This is a genomic window from Agromyces sp. Root1464 (genome assembly GCF_001427265.1).
GTDB lineage: Bacteria > Actinomycetota > Actinomycetes > Actinomycetales > Microbacteriaceae > Agromyces > Agromyces fucosus.
Map to the genome: position 1 here is coordinate 1276374 of NZ_LMFU01000002.1, position 17446 is coordinate 1293819.

Annotated in this window: 12 protein-coding genes; 7 read left to right on the forward strand and 5 right to left on the reverse strand. The window is 69.4% G+C overall.

Annotation, left to right across the window (positions count from 1 at the left end; all coding sequences use genetic code 11):
• Window positions 1–35: 35 nt before the first annotated feature.
• The 7 genes from ASD23_RS11560 to pstB all read left to right on the forward strand — a co-directional run bounded on the left by ASD23_RS11560 (window position 36) and on the right by pstB (window position 8231).
• Entirely contained in the window at window positions 36–722 is a 687-nt protein-coding gene (locus ASD23_RS11560) for a response regulator transcription factor (RefSeq protein ID WP_056010482.1), read from the forward strand.
• Window positions 723–767: 45 nt separating this feature from the next.
• Window positions 768–2960, forward strand: coding sequence for an RNA degradosome polyphosphate kinase (locus ASD23_RS11565; RefSeq protein ID WP_056010485.1), 2193 nt, complete (start codon window positions 768–770; stop codon window positions 2958–2960).
• The gene (locus ASD23_RS11570) at window positions 2957–3892 is read left to right on the forward strand and encodes an NUDIX hydrolase (RefSeq protein ID WP_056010487.1); all 936 of its coding nucleotides are present in this window, start codon (window positions 2957–2959) and stop codon (window positions 3890–3892) included. Before ASD23_RS11565 ends, ASD23_RS11570 begins: the two co-directional genes overlap by 4 nt.
• A gap of 319 nt (window positions 3893–4211) precedes the next feature.
• A complete protein-coding gene (locus ASD23_RS11575) occupies window positions 4212–5303 on the forward strand; it encodes a phosphate ABC transporter substrate-binding protein PstS (RefSeq protein ID WP_056010490.1) in 1092 nt (363 codons plus the stop codon).
• A 94-nt stretch (window positions 5304–5397) separates the two neighbouring features.
• On the forward strand, window positions 5398–6336 hold the full coding sequence (pstC, locus tag ASD23_RS11580; protein ID WP_056013058.1) for a phosphate ABC transporter permease subunit PstC: 939 nt from the start codon (window positions 5398–5400) through the stop codon (window positions 6334–6336).
• Window positions 6336–7430 carry a phosphate ABC transporter permease PstA gene (pstA, locus tag ASD23_RS11585; RefSeq protein ID WP_056010493.1) on the forward strand — a complete coding sequence of 365 codons (1095 nt, stop codon included), beginning with the start codon at window positions 6336–6338 and terminating at the stop codon, window positions 7428–7430. The genes pstC and pstA overlap by 1 nt, the downstream gene beginning before the upstream one ends.
• Before the next feature lie 21 nt (window positions 7431–7451).
• Window positions 7452–8231: a phosphate ABC transporter ATP-binding protein PstB gene (gene pstB, locus ASD23_RS11590; RefSeq protein ID WP_056010496.1), complete on the forward strand. Its 780-nt coding sequence runs from the start codon at window positions 7452–7454 to the stop codon at window positions 8229–8231.
• A gap of 105 nt (window positions 8232–8336) precedes the next feature.
• Here the strand turns inward: pstB and ASD23_RS11595 are convergent, their stop codons facing one another.
• The 5 genes from ASD23_RS11595 to ASD23_RS11615 form a co-directional block, all read right to left on the reverse strand.
• Window positions 8337–10175: a glycosyl hydrolase family 18 protein gene (locus ASD23_RS11595; protein ID WP_056010499.1), complete on the reverse strand. Its 1839-nt coding sequence runs from the start codon at window positions 10173–10175 to the stop codon at window positions 8337–8339.
• A 164-nt stretch (window positions 10176–10339) separates the two neighbouring features.
• The gene (locus tag ASD23_RS11600) at window positions 10340–12919 is read right to left on the reverse strand and encodes a glycosyl hydrolase family 18 protein (RefSeq protein WP_200941711.1); all 2580 of its coding nucleotides are present in this window, start codon (window positions 12917–12919) and stop codon (window positions 10340–10342) included.
• Between the two features lie 106 nt (window positions 12920–13025).
• A complete protein-coding gene (locus ASD23_RS11605; protein WP_056010505.1) occupies window positions 13026–15503 on the reverse strand; it encodes a helix-turn-helix domain-containing protein in 2478 nt (825 codons plus the stop codon).
• Window positions 15504–15676: 173 nt separating this feature from the next.
• Window positions 15677–16564, reverse strand: a complete 888-nt coding sequence (locus tag ASD23_RS11610) for an aminodeoxychorismate lyase (protein WP_056010508.1) — start codon at window positions 16562–16564, stop codon at window positions 15677–15679.
• Between the two features lie 233 nt (window positions 16565–16797).
• Window positions 16798–17436 carry a hypothetical protein gene (locus tag ASD23_RS11615; RefSeq protein ID WP_056010512.1) on the reverse strand — a complete coding sequence of 213 codons (639 nt, stop codon included), beginning with the start codon at window positions 17434–17436 and terminating at the stop codon, window positions 16798–16800.
• Between the last annotated feature and the right edge of the window lie 10 nt (window positions 17437–17446).

Consider the following 17446-nt stretch of genomic DNA (forward strand, 5'->3'; position numbering starts at 1 on the left):
TAGTATTGACCGCACCTTACTACTGGAGGGTATGCGTGGCGCAGCTGCTGATCTTGTCGCCGGCAGCCAACGATGATGTTCTTCCGGCCCTGTCACTCCTGACTCACCGAACGCGGATCATTCCCGCTTCGCCTGAGCAGCTGGTCAGAGCGCCGGAATCCGATCTCGTCTTCCTCGATGCCCGCACCAATCTCGCGGGCGCGAAGGCCCTCTCCCAGATCCTCCGCACGACGGGCCTCTCGGTGCCGCTCGTGCTGATCGTCACCGAGGGCGGCCTCATGGCGGTCACGCCCGACTGGGGCATCGACGACGTCGTGCTCGAGCATGCCGGCCCCGCAGAGCTCGATGCCCGCATCCGGCTCGCGATCGGGCGATCGCAGTCGACGCAGCCGAGCGAGCGCATCCAGACCTCCGGCGTCGTGATCGACGAGGCGAGCTACTCGGCGAAGGTGCACGGTCGCACGCTCGACCTGACGTACAAGGAGTTCGAGCTGCTGCGCTTCCTCGCCGCGCACCCGTCGCGCGTCTTCACGCGCGAGCAGCTCCTCAGCGAGGTGTGGGGCTACGACTACTTCGGCGGCACCCGCACCGTCGACGTGCACGTGCGACGTCTGCGGGCCAAGCTCGGCGACCTCGACAGCCTCATCGGCACCGTGCGCAACGTCGGCTACCGCTTCAACGTCCACGAAGACGACGAGGACGCCCCCGTCACCGCACGTTGACCGCCGACTCATCTGCCGGACACACCCCAGTGGCATGATGTCAGGATGACCGCCGACAGCATCCTCGACGACCGCACGTCGAGCGACTTCGACGACGACTTCGAGCCGTTCGACCTCGAAGGCGCACCCGAACTCGAACCCGAACGCTACCTCGACCGCGAGCTCAGCTGGCTCGCGTTCAATCAGCGCGTGCTGGAGCTCGCCGAAGACCCGCGGGTCCCCGTGCTCGAACGGGCGAACTTCCTCGCGATCTTCGCGTCGAATCTCGACGAGTTCTTCATGGTGCGGGTCGCCGGGCTGAAACGGCGCATCATGACGGGCCTCGCCGTGCCCTCCAACGTCGGCCGCTCGCCCCTCGACGTGCTGAGCGACATCTCCGCCAAGGCGCATGAGCTGCAGGAGCGGCACGCCGCCGCCTACCAGCAGCTCGTGAAGCCGACGCTCGCCGAGTCCGGCATCCGGGTCATCACGTGGGCCGAGCTCGGCGACGTCGAGCGCGAGCACCTGCGCGACTACTTCTCGAAGCAGATCTTCCCCGTGCTGATGCCGCTCGCCGTCGACCCCGCCCACCCCTTCCCGTACATCTCGGGGCTCTCGCTCAACCTGTCGGTGCGCGTGCGCAACAGCCGCACCGGTCGCCAGGAGTTCGCGCGCGTGAAGGTGCCGCAGATGCTCCCCCGGTTCGTGCGCGTCGATCCGAGCGAGTCCATCGAGGACGCCGGGTACATCACCCTCGAAGACCTCATCGCCAATCACCTCGGCGACCTCTTCCCCGGCATGGAGATCGTGGAGCACCACGTCTTCCGCGTGACGCGGAACGAAGACGTCGAGATCGAGGAGGACGAGACCGAGAACCTCATCAAGGCGCTCGAGAAGGAGCTGCTGCGACGCAGGTTCGGCCCGCCCATCCGCCTCGAGATCACCGACGACATGGACGACGTGACGCTCGGGCTCCTCGTGCGCGAGCTCGACGTCACCGAGCAGGAGGTCTTCCGGCTCCCGGCGCCGCTCGACCTCGGCGGCCTGTTCGACCTCTCCCGGCTCGACCGCCCCGAGCTGCACTACCCCACGCACGTGCCGACGACCGCGCTGCAGCTGCAGCCGAGCGACTCGAACCTGCGCGCCGACGTCTTCACGGCGATCTCGCGCCAAGACGTGCTGCTGCACCACCCCTACGAGTCCTTCGCGACGAGCGTGCAGGCCTTCCTCGAGCAGGCGGCCGCCGACCCCGACGTGCTCGCGATCAAGCAGACCCTCTACCGCACATCCGGCGACAGCCCGATCGTCGAGGCGCTCATCGACGCCGCCGAGTCGGGCAAGCAGGTGCTCGCCCTCGTCGAGATCAAGGCGCGCTTCGACGAACAGGCCAACATCTCGTGGGCGCGCAAGCTCGAGAAGGCCGGCGTGCACGTCGTCTACGGCCTCGTCGGGCTGAAGACGCACTGCAAGCTGGCGCTCGTGATCCGGCAGGAGAAGGGCGGCCTGCGCCACTACAGCCACATCGGCACCGGCAACTACAACCCCAAGACGAGTCGCATCTACGAGGACCTCGGGCTGCTCACCGCCGACGACCAGGTCGGCAAGGACCTGACCCGCCTCTTCAACGAACTCTCGGGCTACGCCATCGAGAAGAAGTTCAAGCGGCTGCTCGTGGCTCCCCTGCACCTGCGCAAGGGGCTGCTGAAGCTCATCGCGGGCGAGATCCGCAACGCGGAGGCCGGTCGGCCCTCCGGCATCCGCATCAAGGTGAACTCCATCGTCGACGAGGCCATCATCGACGCCCTCTACCGCGCGTCCAACGCCGGGGTCCCGGTCGAGGTGTGGGTGCGCGGCATCTGCAGCCTGCGCCCCGGCATTCCGGGGCTGAGCGAGCACATCACGGTGCGATCGATCCTCGGCCGCTACCTCGAGCACTCGCGCATCTTCTCCTTCGTCAACGACGGCGACCCGCAGGTGTTCATCGGCTCGGCCGACATGATGCACCGCAACCTCGACCGCCGGGTCGAAGCGCTCGTGCGCCTGACCGACCAGAACCACCTGACCGAGATCGACTCGCTCTTCGACCTCGCGATGGCGGAGACCACGAGTTCCTGGTGGCTCGACGGCTCCGGCGAGTGGGTGCGCCACGCGACCGACGAGTCGGGACATCCGCTCGACGACATGCAGAATAGGCTCATGCAGCAGATCGGCCAGCGCACGCGCTCGGGGCAGCGCCCGCGATCGGGCTCACGGCGGTGACGACGGCGATCTACGCCGCGGGAGCCGTCTGCTGGCGCCTCATCGACGGCAAGGTGCACGTGCTGGTCATCCACCGCACCGTCTACGGCGACGTCACGATCCCCAAGGGCAAGGTCGACCCGGGCGAGTCGCTCCCCCAGACCGCAGTGCGCGAGATCGCCGAGGAGACCGGGCTCGCGGTCGCCCTCGGCGTACCGCTCGGCGTCTCCCGGTATCCGCTGCCGAGCGGCCGCGAGAAGATCGTGCACTACTGGGCGGCCGAGGTGAGCGACCGCGCCGTGCAGCGTTCGACCTTCAAGCCCAACGCCGAGGTCGCAGCGCTCGAATGGGTCACGGTCAAGCGGGCCCGGGGCTACCTCAGCTACGAACCCGACGTCGAGATCCTCGACGCCTTCGCCAAGCTCCTCGATCAAGACGTCACCTCGACCTTCTCGCTCGCCGTCGTACGGCACGGCAAGGCCGTCAGCCGATCGTCGTGGTCGGGCGACGACGCGACACGGCCGCTCACCGAGCGCGGCGTCGAACAGGCGGCGGGCCTCGTCGCGACGCTCAGCGCGTGGGCGCCGAAGCGCATCGTGTCGAGCCCGGCCGTGCGCTGCGTGACGACCGTCACCCCGCTCGCCGCCGCCGCCGGCCTCGAGATCAAGCGCGACGCCGGCATCAGCCAAGACGCATGGGAGTCCGGCGAAGACGAGGTCCGACGGGTCGTCGGCAAGCGGGTGCGCGCCGGCAAGAGCGCGATCATCTGCAGTCACGGACCGGTGCTCCCCGAGATCATGCGCGAGGTGGCGCTCGCCACCGGCACACCGCTCGGGTCCTACGTGACGGATGCCGCGGGGCTCGAGACCGGCGCATTCAGCGTCGTCCACCTCTCCGCCACGAGCCCTGGGTCGGGCATCATCGCCATCGAGACGCACGCACCACGCGCCTGAGACCGCGGACACCAGCGGCATCATCGCCATCGAGACGCACGCACCACGCGCCTGAGAGACGCACGCACCACGCGCCTGAGACCGCGGACACCAGCGGCATCATCGCCATCGAGACGCACGCACCACGCGCCTGAGCGCACCCCATCGCGCGCCTGAGACCGCGGAGTTCCTGGGAACTCCCGGTGCGAGTCCAGTGCGACAGCGGTCGTTCACCTGCTGTTTACCGTCGTAACGGATGCTCGTAAGGCGCGCTCATTAGCGTCGCAGGCGGGTCGGCACCGGCCCACACCCTGCAATCGAACCCCGGAAGGGAATTCACGTGAACTTCAAGCGTCTCGGCGTGCCCGCCGTCATCGCCGTCACTGCGGCGATCGCGCTCAGCTCCTGTGCCTCGAACGAAGGCGGCGCAGCGCCGTCGGAGTCGGCATCGACGCTCTCGGGCAACCTCGTCGGCGCGGGCGCGTCCTCGCAGGACGCCGCCCAGCAGTCGTGGATCGCCGGTTTCCAGACCGCGAACCCCGACGTCACCGTCGACTACGACCCCTCCGGCTCGGGCGCTGGTCGTGAGACCTTCCTCGAGGGCGCGAGCGACTTCGCCGGTTCCGACCGCGCGTTCAAGGACGAGGAGCTCGCCGCCGGCGGCTTCAAGAAGTGCGCCGCCGACTCGAGCATCGTCGAGCTCCCGCTCTACATCTCGCCGATCGCGGTCATCTTCAACCTCGAGGGCGTCGACTCGCTCGACCTCGACGCGGCGACCGTGGCAGGCATCTTCGCCGGCACGATCACGAACTGGAACGACCCGGCGATCGCCGCGACGAACCCCGACGCGACCCTGCCCGACCTCGCCATCACGCCCGTGCACCGTTCGGACGACTCGGGCACCACTGAGAACTTCACCGAGTACCTCGGCGCCGCAGCTGCCGACGTGTGGACCTGGGAAGCCGACGGCGTGTGGCCGTTCGAGGGCGGCGAAGCCGCACAGGGCACCTCGGGCCTCGTCGACGCAGTGAGCAACGGCAACGGCACCGTCGGCTACGCCGACGCATCGCGCGCCGGTGACCTCGGCACCGTCTCGATCAAGGTCGGCGACGAGTTCGTGCCGTACTCGCCCGAGGCCGCTGCCGCGATCGTCGACCACTCGCCGTTCGCCGAAGGCCGCGCCGAGGGCGACCTCGCCATCGAGATCGACCGCACCTCGGAAGAGGCCGGGGTCTACCCGATCGTGCTCGTGAGCTACCTCATCGCGTGCGGCCAGTACGAGGACCCGGCGAACGTCGACCTCGTCAAGGGCTACCTCTCGTACATCGCGAGCCCCGAGGGCCAGGAAGTCGCGGCGACCGACGCCGGTTCGGCTCCGATCTCGGACTCGCTCCGCGAGAAGATCACTGCTGCGATCGACTCGATCCAGTAGTAGGTTCGTGCCCGACCCCCGATCGCTCGCGACGGGGTCGGGCACGATCGCGCGTCTCCAGAACCCGACTCAAGAACTCCGAGGATCGCACCAGATGACGTCCGCACCGGCCCCGATCAAGGCGAAGCTCCGCATCGGCGACCTCGTCTTCTCCCGCTCGGCGGTGTTCGCGGGATCGATGATCCTCGTGACGCTGGCAGCGGTGGCCATCTTCCTCATCGTGCAGAGCATCCCGGCCGTGGTGGCCTCGAGCGAGGATGCCTCCATCCTCAAGACGAACTTCTGGGACTACGTCGGTCCGCTCGTCTTCGGCACGGTGTGGGCTGCGACCCTGGCCCTCCTCGTCGCGCTGCCGATCTCCATCGGCATCGCGCTCTTCATCTCGCACTACGCGCCCCGCCGCCTCGCCTCCGTGCTCGGCTACGTCGTCGATCTCCTCGCCGCGGTGCCGTCGGTCGTCTTCGGCCTCTGGGGCATCGGCGTCTTCGCACCGGCCCTCGTCGACGCCTACGCGTGGCTGAACGAGAACCTCGGCTGGATCCCCCTCTTCAGCGGCACTCCCTCGGCCACCGGCCGCACCATCCTGACCGCCGCGCTCGTCCTCGCCGTCATGGTGCTGCCGATCATGACCGCCATCTGCCGCGAGGTGTTCCTGCAGACTCCGGTGCTGCACGAGGAGGCGGCCCTGGCACTCGGCGCCACCCGCTGGGAGATGATCCGCACGGCGGTGCTGCCCTTCGGCCGCTCGGGCATCATCTCCGCCTCCGTGCTGGGCCTCGGCCGCGCACTCGGCGAGACGATGGCCGTCGCGATGGTGCTCTCTGCATCACCGGTGATCACGTTCCAGCTCCTGACCTCGGTCAACCCGAACACGATCGCGGCGAACATCGCGCTCAGCTTCCCCGAGGCGTACGGACTGAACGTCAACGTCCTGATCGCCACGGGCCTCATCCTCTTCGTCGTGACCTTCGCGGTCAACGCCTTCGCGCGCTGGATCGTCAGCCGCCGCAAGGAATTCTCGGGAGCCAACTGATGACCATCCAGACCACTCAGGCTCCCGAGACCGGCGTCGCCATCGCCAACTCGCTGACCGCCGGCCGCCTCCCGAAGTCGGCGCCGTGGACGATCCTCGTCGCCGCGATCGCGGTCTCCGCGTCGGTGTTCGCGGTCGTCTCCTTCGGCTCCGGCGTCGGCTACAACTGGGGCGGGGCGCTCTTCATCGGCGCGCTGCTCTACATCCCCGCCATCTGGCTGTTCTCGACGCTCGTCGAGGGCCGTCGACGAGCGATGGACCGCCTCGTCACCGCGCTCGTGACGGGCGCCTTCCTCCTCGCCATGATCCCGCTCGTGTCGCTCGGCATCACGGTCGTGAGCCTCGGCGCCGCGCGCTTCGACGCCGACTTCTTCTCGATGTCGATGCGCAACATCACCGGCGAGGGCGGCGGCATCGTGCACGCGATCGTCGGCACCCTGCTCATGACGGGAGCGGCCGCCGTCATCTCGATTCCGATCGGTCTCATGACCTCGATCTACCTCGTCGAGTACGGGCGCGGCCGCCTCGCCCGCGGCGTCACGTTCCTCGTCGACGTCATGACCGGCATCCCCTCGATCGTCGCCGGCCTCTTCGCCTACTCGCTGTTCGCGATCTTCCTGGGCCCCGGGACCCGCACCGGCATCGCGGGCGCCGTGGCGCTCTCGCTCCTCATGATCCCCGTGGTCGTGCGCTCGAGCGAGGAGATGCTCCGCCTCGTGCCGAACGAGCTCCGCGAGGCCGCCTTCGCGCTCGGCGTGCCGAAGTGGCTGACGATCGTCAAGGTCGTGCTGCCGACCTCGATCGCCGGCATCACGACGGGCATCATGCTCTCGATCGCCCGCGTCATCGGTGAGACGGCGCCGCTCCTCATCGCCGCGGGCTTCACCGCGAGCGTGAACTACAACCTCTTCGACGGACGTATGCAGTCGCTGCCCGTCTTCGTCTACACCCAGTACGCGAATCAGGGCAACCCGCCGCAGGCGTACCTCGACCGTGCGTGGGCGGCCGCGCTCACCCTCATCCTCATCGTCATGGTGCTGAACCTCATCGCGAGGCTCGTCGCCCGATTCTTCGCGCCGAAGTTCGGCCGCTGACCCCGCAAGCAAAGGAAAACCGTGTCCAAGCGCATCGAGGTCCGTGACCTCAACGTCTACTACTCGAAGTTCCTCGCCGTCGAGGGCGTGAACCTCGCGATCGAGCCTCGCAGCGTGACGGCCTTCATCGGCCCGTCCGGCTGCGGCAAGTCGACCTTCCTCCGCACGCTGAACCGCATGCACGAGGTCATCCCCGGCGCCCGTGTCGAGGGCGAGGTGCTCATCGACGGCAACAACCTCTACGACCCCGACGTCGACCCGGTGCTCGTCCGCCGTCAGGTCGGCATGGTCTTCCAGCGGCCGAACCCGTTCCCGACGATGTCGATCAAGGAGAACGTGCTCGCGGGCGTGAAGCTCAACAACAAGCGCATTTCCAAGCCCGACGCCGAAGAGCTCGTCGAGAGGTCGTTGCGCGGCGCGAACCTGTGGAACGAGGTCAAGGACCGCCTCGATCGCCCTGGCTCCGGACTCTCGGGCGGTCAGCAGCAGCGACTCTGCATCGCTCGTGCGATCGCCGTCTCCCCCGAGGTCATCCTCATGGACGAGCCGTGCTCGGCGCTGGACCCCATCTCGACCCTCGCGATCGAGGACCTCATCGAGGACCTGAAGCAGAAGTACACGATCGTGATCGTGACCCACAACATGCAGCAGGCCTCGCGAGTCAGCGACAAGACCGCGTTCTTCAACATCGCGGGCACCGGCAAGCCGGGCAACCTCATCGAGTACAACGACACCACGACGATCTTCTCGAACCCCTCGGTCCAGGCGACCGAGGACTACGTGTCGGGCCGATTCGGCTGATCCGCGAGTCGCGGAGATGACGGATGCCCCGGAGCGAACTTCGCTCCGGGGCATCCGTGTCGGTGGACTCGTCGTGCCTGGCGGCTCAGCCGACCGGAGGACGCGTCAGCATGCTCCCTTCAGCTCCCACGGGCCCCATTGCTCGGCGCCCGGAGTGTTGTTCTGCGTCCACCACTTCGCCTGATACGTCGAACCGCCGTAGCTCACGAGTGCGCCGCCGCTGTACGCCGTGCTCGCCGCCCAAGCCGCTGCAGCGCAGTCCCCGGGATCGGTCGGGTCGGTCGGATCCGTCGGGTCCGTGGGATCAGTGGGATCGCATGCGCCGACGAGCGCCCAGACGGCTGCCGTTCCGGGCGTCTCGCCCTGCGTCCACCACTTTGCGGAGTACTCGGACCCGTTGTACGACACCTTCTGGCCCCCGGTGTAGACGCCGGTGACGGCCCACGCCGCCGCGGCGCAGTCCCCGGGATCGGTCGGATCCGTCGGGTCGGTCGGATCGGTCGGGTCGGTCGGATCCGTGGTCCCCACCGGGTCGGTCGCCGGGCCCGGCTTCGATGCGCGCAGCTTGTCGGCGAGGGTGCCGACGAGCTCGCCGTTGCGGTCGCCGTCGAGCTCCCACCACATGCCGCCGCCGAGCCCGTTGTCGACGATGTACTGCGACTTGCGCGTGGTCGACCGGGTGTTGTCGTAGCTCCACCACTGGTTGCCGTCGTAGCGCCATGCCGCGCCGAGCGCGGCGTCGTAGTGGTCGGTGCCGAGGGACTTCAGCTTGTCGTAGTCCTCGTTGCCCTTCTCCCAGGTTCCGGGTGCGGCATCCGTCGCGGTGCCCCAGGCGTTCGCCGACGTCGCGCCCTGCCAGCCGCGCCCGTAGGCGGCCAGGCCGATGCCCAGCTGCTTCGGCGAGATGCCGGTCTTCAGGTACTCCTTGACAGCCTTGTCGACGCTGAACCTCTGCGTCGCCGGCCGGGTGTCGGCAGGGTCGTCGAACAGGTTGGCCTGGTGCCCGGTGAGGGTCGGGTTCCACGCTCCGTGCAGGTCGTAGCCCTGGATGTTGCCGAAGTCGAGGTAGCGGAACTTCTCGGGGTCGTTCCAGCCGCCGGAGGCGATGTCGGCGGGATTCGCCGGCAGGAACGCGGAGAGCTGGTACGGGTGGCCGTTCTCGGCCGTGAGCGCATCGACCTGCGTGCGGAACTCCTTCAGGAGCGCCGTGAAGTTCGCCTTGTCGTTGACCGTGTCGACGAAGTTGCCTTCGAGGCCGTTCGGCGAGCCGGGCCACTCCCAGTCGATGTCGATGCCGTCGAAGACGCCCGCCGCCGCACCTGCGCCGCCGCGCCCGTCGACGACGGGCAGGTTGCCGCGCAGGTACAGGTCGACGCAGCTCTTCACGAACTTCTTGCGCGAGGCATCCGTCGCCGCGGCCTTCGAGAAGTTCTTCGACCAGGTCCAGCCGCCGAGCGAGATCATGACCTTGAGGTTCGGGTGCTTCGCCTTCAGCTGCTTGAGCTGGTTGAAGGAGCCCGCGAGCTTCTGGTCCCAGGTGTCGGCCACGCCGGCGACGGAGTTCGCCGCGGTGTAGCCCATGCCGAAGTCGGCCCACGCGTCGCCGGCGCCGTCGGAGCCGTTCGGCCCCGTGCCCTGCGCCTTGTTCGCGATGAAGCACGTGAGGTCCTGGTGGTGGATGTTGCCGAACGCGTAGTTGATGTGGGTGAGGTCGGCTGCCGCGCCCGAGGTCTCGAGCTGCTTGGCCTGGAAGGCGCGTCCGTAGACGCCCCACTGGGCGAAGTAGCCGACGTTGCGATAGCCGTTGACGGCACTCGGCGCCGTCTCGGCGGCGACGGCGGGGGCGGCCGCACCGACCGCGGCGAGACCGGCGACCATCGCGCCGGTGGCGAGGGTGGCCAGCGCTGTGCGCAGGCCCCGTCGCGTGCTTCTCTGTCTCTGCATGGTGTCCTTCGTCGAGGAGGAACGGGCGCGGTCGCGCCCCTCATCGCCAAGCTACGAGCGGATGCCTCGGCGCTGCGTCCGCACGATCCACACATGTTCCGGTGAACGCGACGGAGCCGAGTACGTAGGAGTACGTACTCGGCTCCGTCAGGTCCGCCTGCAGATCAGCAGGCGGTCGCCGTGCCCCAGACATCGGAGGATCCGGGGGTGTTGCCCTGCGTCCACCACTTCGCGGTGTACTCGGCGCCGCCGTACGACACCTGCTGGCCTCCGGTGTACACGGTCGCGGCGCTCCACGCCGCCGCGTCGCACGTGCCCGTGCCTCCGCCGGGGCCGCCGCCCGATCCGCCGGGTGCGACGACCAGCGCGTTCCGCGGCAGGTCGTACAGCGTCGCGAAGGTCTCGGCCCCGATCTGCACGCGGAGGTTCGAGAGCTGGGCCATCGGCATCGACCACGACAGCTTCGTGGACAGCGAGCCGCCTGCTGGGATGCCCCCGGATGGAACCGTGATCGTGTACGTGTGGAAGTCGCCCTTCAGCCCGCCGACGTTGTTGCCGGTGTGCCCGGTGGCGACCTTGGAGATGCCCCAGCCGTTCTGCTCCTTCAGCTCGCCGGTGTCGCTCGTGCCGGTGTCGAAGGTGATCTTCGTCCCGGCGGGGATCGCCGCAGTGGACCTGTTGGTGAAGGTCACCTTCGGGTTGATCGGGTAGTTGTTGTCGCCGAGCGCGAACTCGTCGTACGACACCTGCAGGTCGATCGCTTTCGTCGGCATCGCGGCGGCCGCCTTCGACGCCCCGTAGGGCTGGGATGCCGAGAGGGTCTGGTGGATGCGGTTCACGAGCGTCGAGCCCATCGTGTACTGGCCCTTCGCGGCGTCGTACCCGTAGTCGCCCGCGAGCTCCCAGATCATGATGCCGCCGAGGCCCTTCTGGGACACGTAGTCGGCCTTGGCCTGGATCGCCTGGTCGCTGTCGCCCGAGAGGAAGGTCTTGGTGGAGGAGTTCCACCACCACTCGGTCTTCGACACCGGGTCGAATTTGTGCGCGTACGCGCCGACCAGCGGGGCTGTCGGTGAGCCGTAGCTCGCCGCGTAGTCGCCGACCTTGCCGTTCTGCAGGTTGAGGACATGCCAGATCGGGTTCGCGCCGGCGGCCATCTGGATGCCGAACGCGTCGTTGTCGTGCCACAGGTTGTCGATGCCGCCTGCTCCGTTGCCGCACTTGTCGGAGCCGCCGATGGTCGGGCCGGTGCCGAATGCGCACTTGGTCTGGTCAGCCAATGGCGCCTTGCCGCCGAGCCCGTCGGTGCCCCCGGTCACCCCGGTCCATCCGCGGGTGTAGAACGGTACGCCGATGTTGATGCGACCGGCCTGCATCGCGCCGCGGAAGTAGTGGTACGCCCAGTCGGTGTTGAGGTAGCCGATGCCCTTGTAGGCGGTGTAGACGCCGCCCGCGGTGAGCTCGGCGTCCTTGCCGTCGTCGTAGAGCGGTGCGTTGCCGCCGACGTATTCGTTCCACGCGCCGTGCAGGTCGTACGACATCATGTTGACGTAGTCCAGGTACTGCACGACCTGGTGCACCTCCTGGCCGCGGAGCAACCAGCCCGAGGCCGGGGCGGCGACCGTCAGCAGGTAGTGCTGGCCATCGGCGGCACCGGCGCGATCGAGCTTCTCGCGCAGCGTCTTCATGAGCTTGGCGTAGTTCGCCCACAGGGTGGCGCGGCGAGGGTCGGAGACCCCGAAGTCGTCGGGGTTGCCCGCCTTGTTGTTGCTGGTCGCGTACTCGTAGTCGATGTCGACCCCGTCGAAGCCGTACTGGCGGATGAACGCGACCGCCGAGTCCGCGAACACGTCGATCTTCGCCTGCGACTCGGTCATCGTGTAGAAGCCGCCGTTCGCGACGCGGGTGCCGTCGGCACCGAAGTATCCGCCGGTCTCGGCCCAGCCGCCGACCGAGACGAGCGACTTCACGCCCGGGTTGGCCTTCTTGTACTTCTCGAGCAGGTTGAGGTGGCCCCGGTACGGCAGCGCCGGGTCCATCTCGGCGCCGGCGACGCCGGGCCAGGTCAGCTCGGTCGCCGCGTCGTTCGCGTTCTCCGCACCGACGGACACCTTTCCGGCGCCGTCGATGTGCGCGAAGGCGTAGTTGATGTGGCTCATCTTGGTCCACGGGATGTCGCTCGCGAGGTACCGCGGGGTGCCGTCGACGCCCGTGCGCCAGCTGGTGAAGTAGCCGATCACCCGATGCTCGAGTCCGTTCGGGAGCTTCTCGCGACCGTTCGCGTCGTACACCGTGCAGTAGGGCACGTTCACGCCCGGCGTCTGGTAGAGACCGTCGGGACGGCACTTCTCGTCGGGGTTGGAGGTCCACGGCGTGCCCGGCTCGGGCGTCGGCGTCGGCGTCGGAGTCGGCGTCGGCGTCGGAGTCGGCGTCGGCGTGGGCGTGGGCATCGGCGTCGGAGTCGGAGTCGGAGTCGGCGTGGTCGTTCCGCAGGCACCGTCGCTCCCCCACGGCCCCCACTGCTCGGTGCCCGGCACGTTGTTCTGCGTCCACCACTTCGCGGTGTAGTTCACGCCCTCGTACGAGATCTTCGCCCCGCCCGAGTACGCCGTCGTGGCACTCCATGCGACGCTGCACGGCTCCGCCGCGTTCGCGATCGACGGTGGGATGAGGGCTGCCAGGAGCAGGCCGATGCCGGCCGCGGCGGTCACGAGCCGCGCGCGCATTCGATGGGGTGTTCGCATGTCGTTCCCGTCCGATTCGGATGTCTCGGCCCACGCGACTCGCGGGCAGCCCGACGCTAGTGGAGGCAGGACGACGGCGAATCAGCACATCCACGCATACGCAGGACTACGTATGGGTGCCCGACATCCGTCCGTGCATCCGGTGCGCGAGCACCGCCAGCTCGACACGCGAATGCACCGCGAGCTTGGAGAACACCCGCCCGACGTGCACCTCGACCGTGCGGACGGAGACGAACAGCCGTGCGGCCGCGTCGCGGTTGGAGATGCCCTCGACCACGAGCATGGCGACCTCGAGTTCGCGGTCGGTGAGCACCTGGGCCCACGCCGCTCGGCAGTCCGCGAGATCCCACGTCTGCGGCGAGGCCTCATCGGCGGGTGCGGAGGCGGCCTCGCGTCGGTATGGTGCCGACGCCGCACGCGGTGCCCCTTCGGCGTTCCCGGCCTCGATCGGCGGCGGGATGCGGCCGACCCCGCGCGCGCCCGCATCCCATCCGATGCGAGGCGGTTCGAGCGAGGCGGCCGCGGGCGCGCCGGCCGGGATGCCTCCGCCGTGCGACTCCCGCTCGGCGGCGACTGCCTGCAACCATCCGATCGCACCGCAGTCGCCGAACAGGTGCTCCGCCGCCACGAGGTGCCGCTCTGCCAGGTCGCTCGCGCCGAACGCGGCGCAGGTCCGAGCGAGCATGAGCTCCGTCCGCGCGCGCTCGTACGGCGAGACGATCGCTCGCGCCAGTTCGGCGACGGCCGCGTGGTCGGCGTCGAAGCCGGCACGGTCGATGCACCGCATCCGATGCCGGAGCTCGCTCGCCAGCCGGGCGTCGGGCGTGCGCCGCCCTGCGCCATGGGCCGGCTCGGTGCGCCCGACGCCGTGCACGGGGGCATCGCCGGAGCCTCCGAGGTCTTCGGAGGCGGCGTCGAGACCTGGCACGTGCAGGCCGCAACCGAACTCGCGAAGGGACCGCTCGTCAGCGAGCGCGACGAGGGTCTCCGCTTCCGCCCTGCGCCCGTGCAGGTGCGCCGAAACGGCCCGATCGATCAGGTCCTCGCGCCGCACGCCGAGGACCGGCTGCGGCAGCACGGACTCGATCGCGCGCGCCCACGGCCCGATCTCGCCCGTCGAGACGAGTTCGATCCGACGCGCCAGGGCGGCACCGAGTCCGCCGAACGCGAGCGCGATCGGCAGGTCGGATGCCGCCTGCCTCAGGCCGTTCGCCGCGCGTCCCACCTCCCCCGCCCAGAGTTCGAGCAGTGCGATCGCGACCGCTCGCTCGGCGCGCATGAGCGGCGACCGCTCGACCGCGGCGGCGACCCCCTCGGTCGCGCCGACGACGTCCCGGTGCACGGCGAGCCGACGCGCCGCCCCGACGGCGTCTCCGGCCAGTCCGCGCTCGAGGGCGAGGGCGAGCACGCGGATGGCACCGAAGTACGTGGTCTCGGGAATGGGCTCCGTGCCGGGTGTCGGGCAGCCCGTTGCGAGCTCGGAATCGGAGCCCGCCCTGCCGAACAGCGCGCACCAGTCGCGCATTGCGCGCCACTCGTCGCGTGGGAGGCCCGATCGGTCGAGGAGTTCGCGTGACTGCGCGAGTCGTTGTACTGCCCGGTGCATCGCGCCCCGTTCCGCGAGCAGGCCGGCGGCGATGAGCAGTGCCCGGGCGAGTGCATGCCGCCCGCCCTCGGTGCATGACTCGGCGTTCTCGAGTCGTTCGTCGAGTTCGAGGTCGGGCACGTCGCCGCTCAGCATCGCCACGGCGATGAGGTACTCGCCGAGCACCGCGGATCGGCAGGGCTCATCTCCCCGGCGAAGCACGTCGCCGAACCAGCGTTCGGCTTCCTCGACGAATCCGGCGTGCAGCGCGGCGCGACCGGCGATGCTCCGCGCCCGGACCGCCTGCTCGCCGCCGGCGTGGCTCGCCGCCTCGCGTGCGACGGTGTGCGCCCATTCCGCTTCACCCGCGGCATCCGCTCGCTCCGCGATGTCCAGCAGGGGCCCGACGAGGTCGCTCGACCCCTCGAGCGTGGCGAGCGAGCGGTGCCAGGTCTCGTGCTCGGGGATCCGCATGGTCCGATACGCGTCGGCGAGTGCGCCGTGCGCCGCGGTGCGATCGGCCAGCGACGCATGCCCGTGAACCCAGACGCGGGTTCGCGGGTCCGCGAAGGCGAAGTGTCCGGCGACGAGCAGCAGGTGCCGGCTCAGTGCGCTCTCGACGAGTTCGGCCATCGAGCGGCCCGTGGCCGCGAGCAGCACGTCGATGCGGTCGTCGATGCAGACGGCTGCGATCACGAGGGCCTGTCGTTCCCAGCTGACGAGCCGTTCGCAGTCGGGCCCGATGGCCACGTCGACCGCCGGTACGGTCGGAAGCGGATCGGGGAGCGAGGTGAGCCCCAGCCGCTGCGATGCGCGCAGGGCCGTCGCCACCTCGATGATGGCACCGGCGTCCCCGGCGAGGCCGAGTCCGAGTCGGGCCGCGACGTGCGGCGCGACGGTGATGCCGTGCTGCGAGAGCAGCTCGACGATCGCATTCGAGCCCTCGAAGACCTCGCCGCTGGAGCGGTGGCGGGAGTCGTGACGCGGCGCCTCGCTCATGGGTGCCACCCTCCGCTCGCTCACTTCACTGATCGCGTGCGGTTATGTTAGCAACATTTACAAACGAGCGTCGAGGGCGCTTTCCGCGGCGCGCAATTCCCCGTTCAGGGGACGCGAGACCGCGCCATCCGCGTCGGCACCGAACTGAAAGCGGAGCGCGGGTCTCGCCAGGATCAGTCGCGAGGCGAGAGCAGGTAGTCGTTGAACCCGCGCGTTTCGGCGGCGTCGTAGGCGACGGGTGCGCCATCGAGGCTCGTCACCCCGGCGGCGAGCCGCACGCTCGAGACGAGCCAGATCGCATCGGCGGTGGAGAGTTCGGAGATCGGGATGTCGCGGTACTCCGTCGCCCGCCCGGTCGACTCGAGGTGCTCGAAGAGGCTCTGCTGCGTGGTGCCGTGCAGGATCGCGCCCGAGGGCGCCGGCGTCGAGTAGACGTCGCCATGGCGGAGGATGACGCTCGACGTCGGCCCCTCCATGACGTAGCCGTCGGAGGAGACGAAGATGGTGTCGTCTGCGCCGCGGCGGTGGGCCTCGCGAAGCGCCGCCATGTTCGTGGCGTAGCTGAGGGTCTTCGCGCCGAGCAGCAACCAGGGCGCGCGTTCCGCCGCGTCGTGCGCGTACCCGCGGTCGAGCGTGACGACCGCCACACCGCGTTCGCGCACCCCGCTGAAGTCCGCAGCAGGTACGGCGTGCAGCCAGGCGGTGGGGGCGGGACCGTGCTCGACGCCGCGGCTGAGCACGAGCTTGATCGCGAACTCGCCGCGTTGCGGCAGTCGCGCCACTGCGGTGTCGATCGCAGCCTGCCACTGGTCGAGGTTCGGCTCCGGCAGTTCGCAGATGAGCGCGGAGTTGCGCAGGCGCGCGAGGTGCGGCCCGGCCTCCTGCGCATGCCCGTCGACGACGCCGATCGTCTCGAAGATGCCGTCGCCGCGCTGGGTCGACAGCTCGCCGACCCGCAGTGCGGGCGCGGTCGCGTCGACGTCGCGCAGGGTCCCGGCGACGTCGAGGTCGCGTGCGTCGGCGGGAGCGGGTTCGATGAGGAGCGTGACGGTCTCGGGCATCCTCCGATGCTACGCGGATGCCGCGGGCTCGCGCGGGCATCGAGGCATCCGCTCACCGCCTGAGGATGCGGCGCAGGACGCGCTCGGACATGCAAGAGGCCGGCCGCAGAACGCCTCTCGGCGCGAGGCCGCTCGGAGCGGCGAATATTGGAGCCCGGGGTTACTGCGGCCGGCCACGTCAATTCTAAACGACGTCGGGAGGCGGTTCATTCCCGCCCGGCCGCTGACGCACGTCAATCGAGCGCGTCGCGCCGCCAGAGCCGTGCGCAGGAGGTCAGCTCGTCGGCGAGCTCGACGAGCCGATGGGCCCGGATCGTGAGCTTCGCCGGCCGATCGGGGTGCACGGCATCGGACTCGTCCGCATCGTCGGCGAGGCTCACCGAGCCGGTCGCCGCGACGCGCGCGAATGCCGCGGCCCGTTCGAGGGCGACCGCGAAATCGCCCGTGAACAGGCCGTGCAGGATGCGATCGGCGAGTTCGACGACCTCGTCGGGCCCCGCCGGGATGGCGGCTCCTGCGACGACCTGATCGATCGTGTGCGAGACCTCTGAGCCGCGCTGGAACGCGAGGCTCATGCTGCGCGGGTCCTGACGGATGAGCGCGCGGAGCAGGTAGACGCGCCACAGCGCCCCCGGCAGGCTCTTCGCCGACGCGCGCGACCACAGCTCGGCGATCGCATCGATGCCGTGCTCGTCGGTGTAGGCGACGAGACGGGCGACGACCTCGGGGTCGGGGTCGGCCTGCACGCGTGCGAGCAGGGCTGCGGCGGTGTCGTGGGCCACCCGGCTGAGGTGCGCCGGATCCTCGGCACCCTTGAAGGCCTCGAACATGCCGGGCGGGAACTTGGTGGGGCGGGAGAATTCGGAAGCCATCGCCGCACAC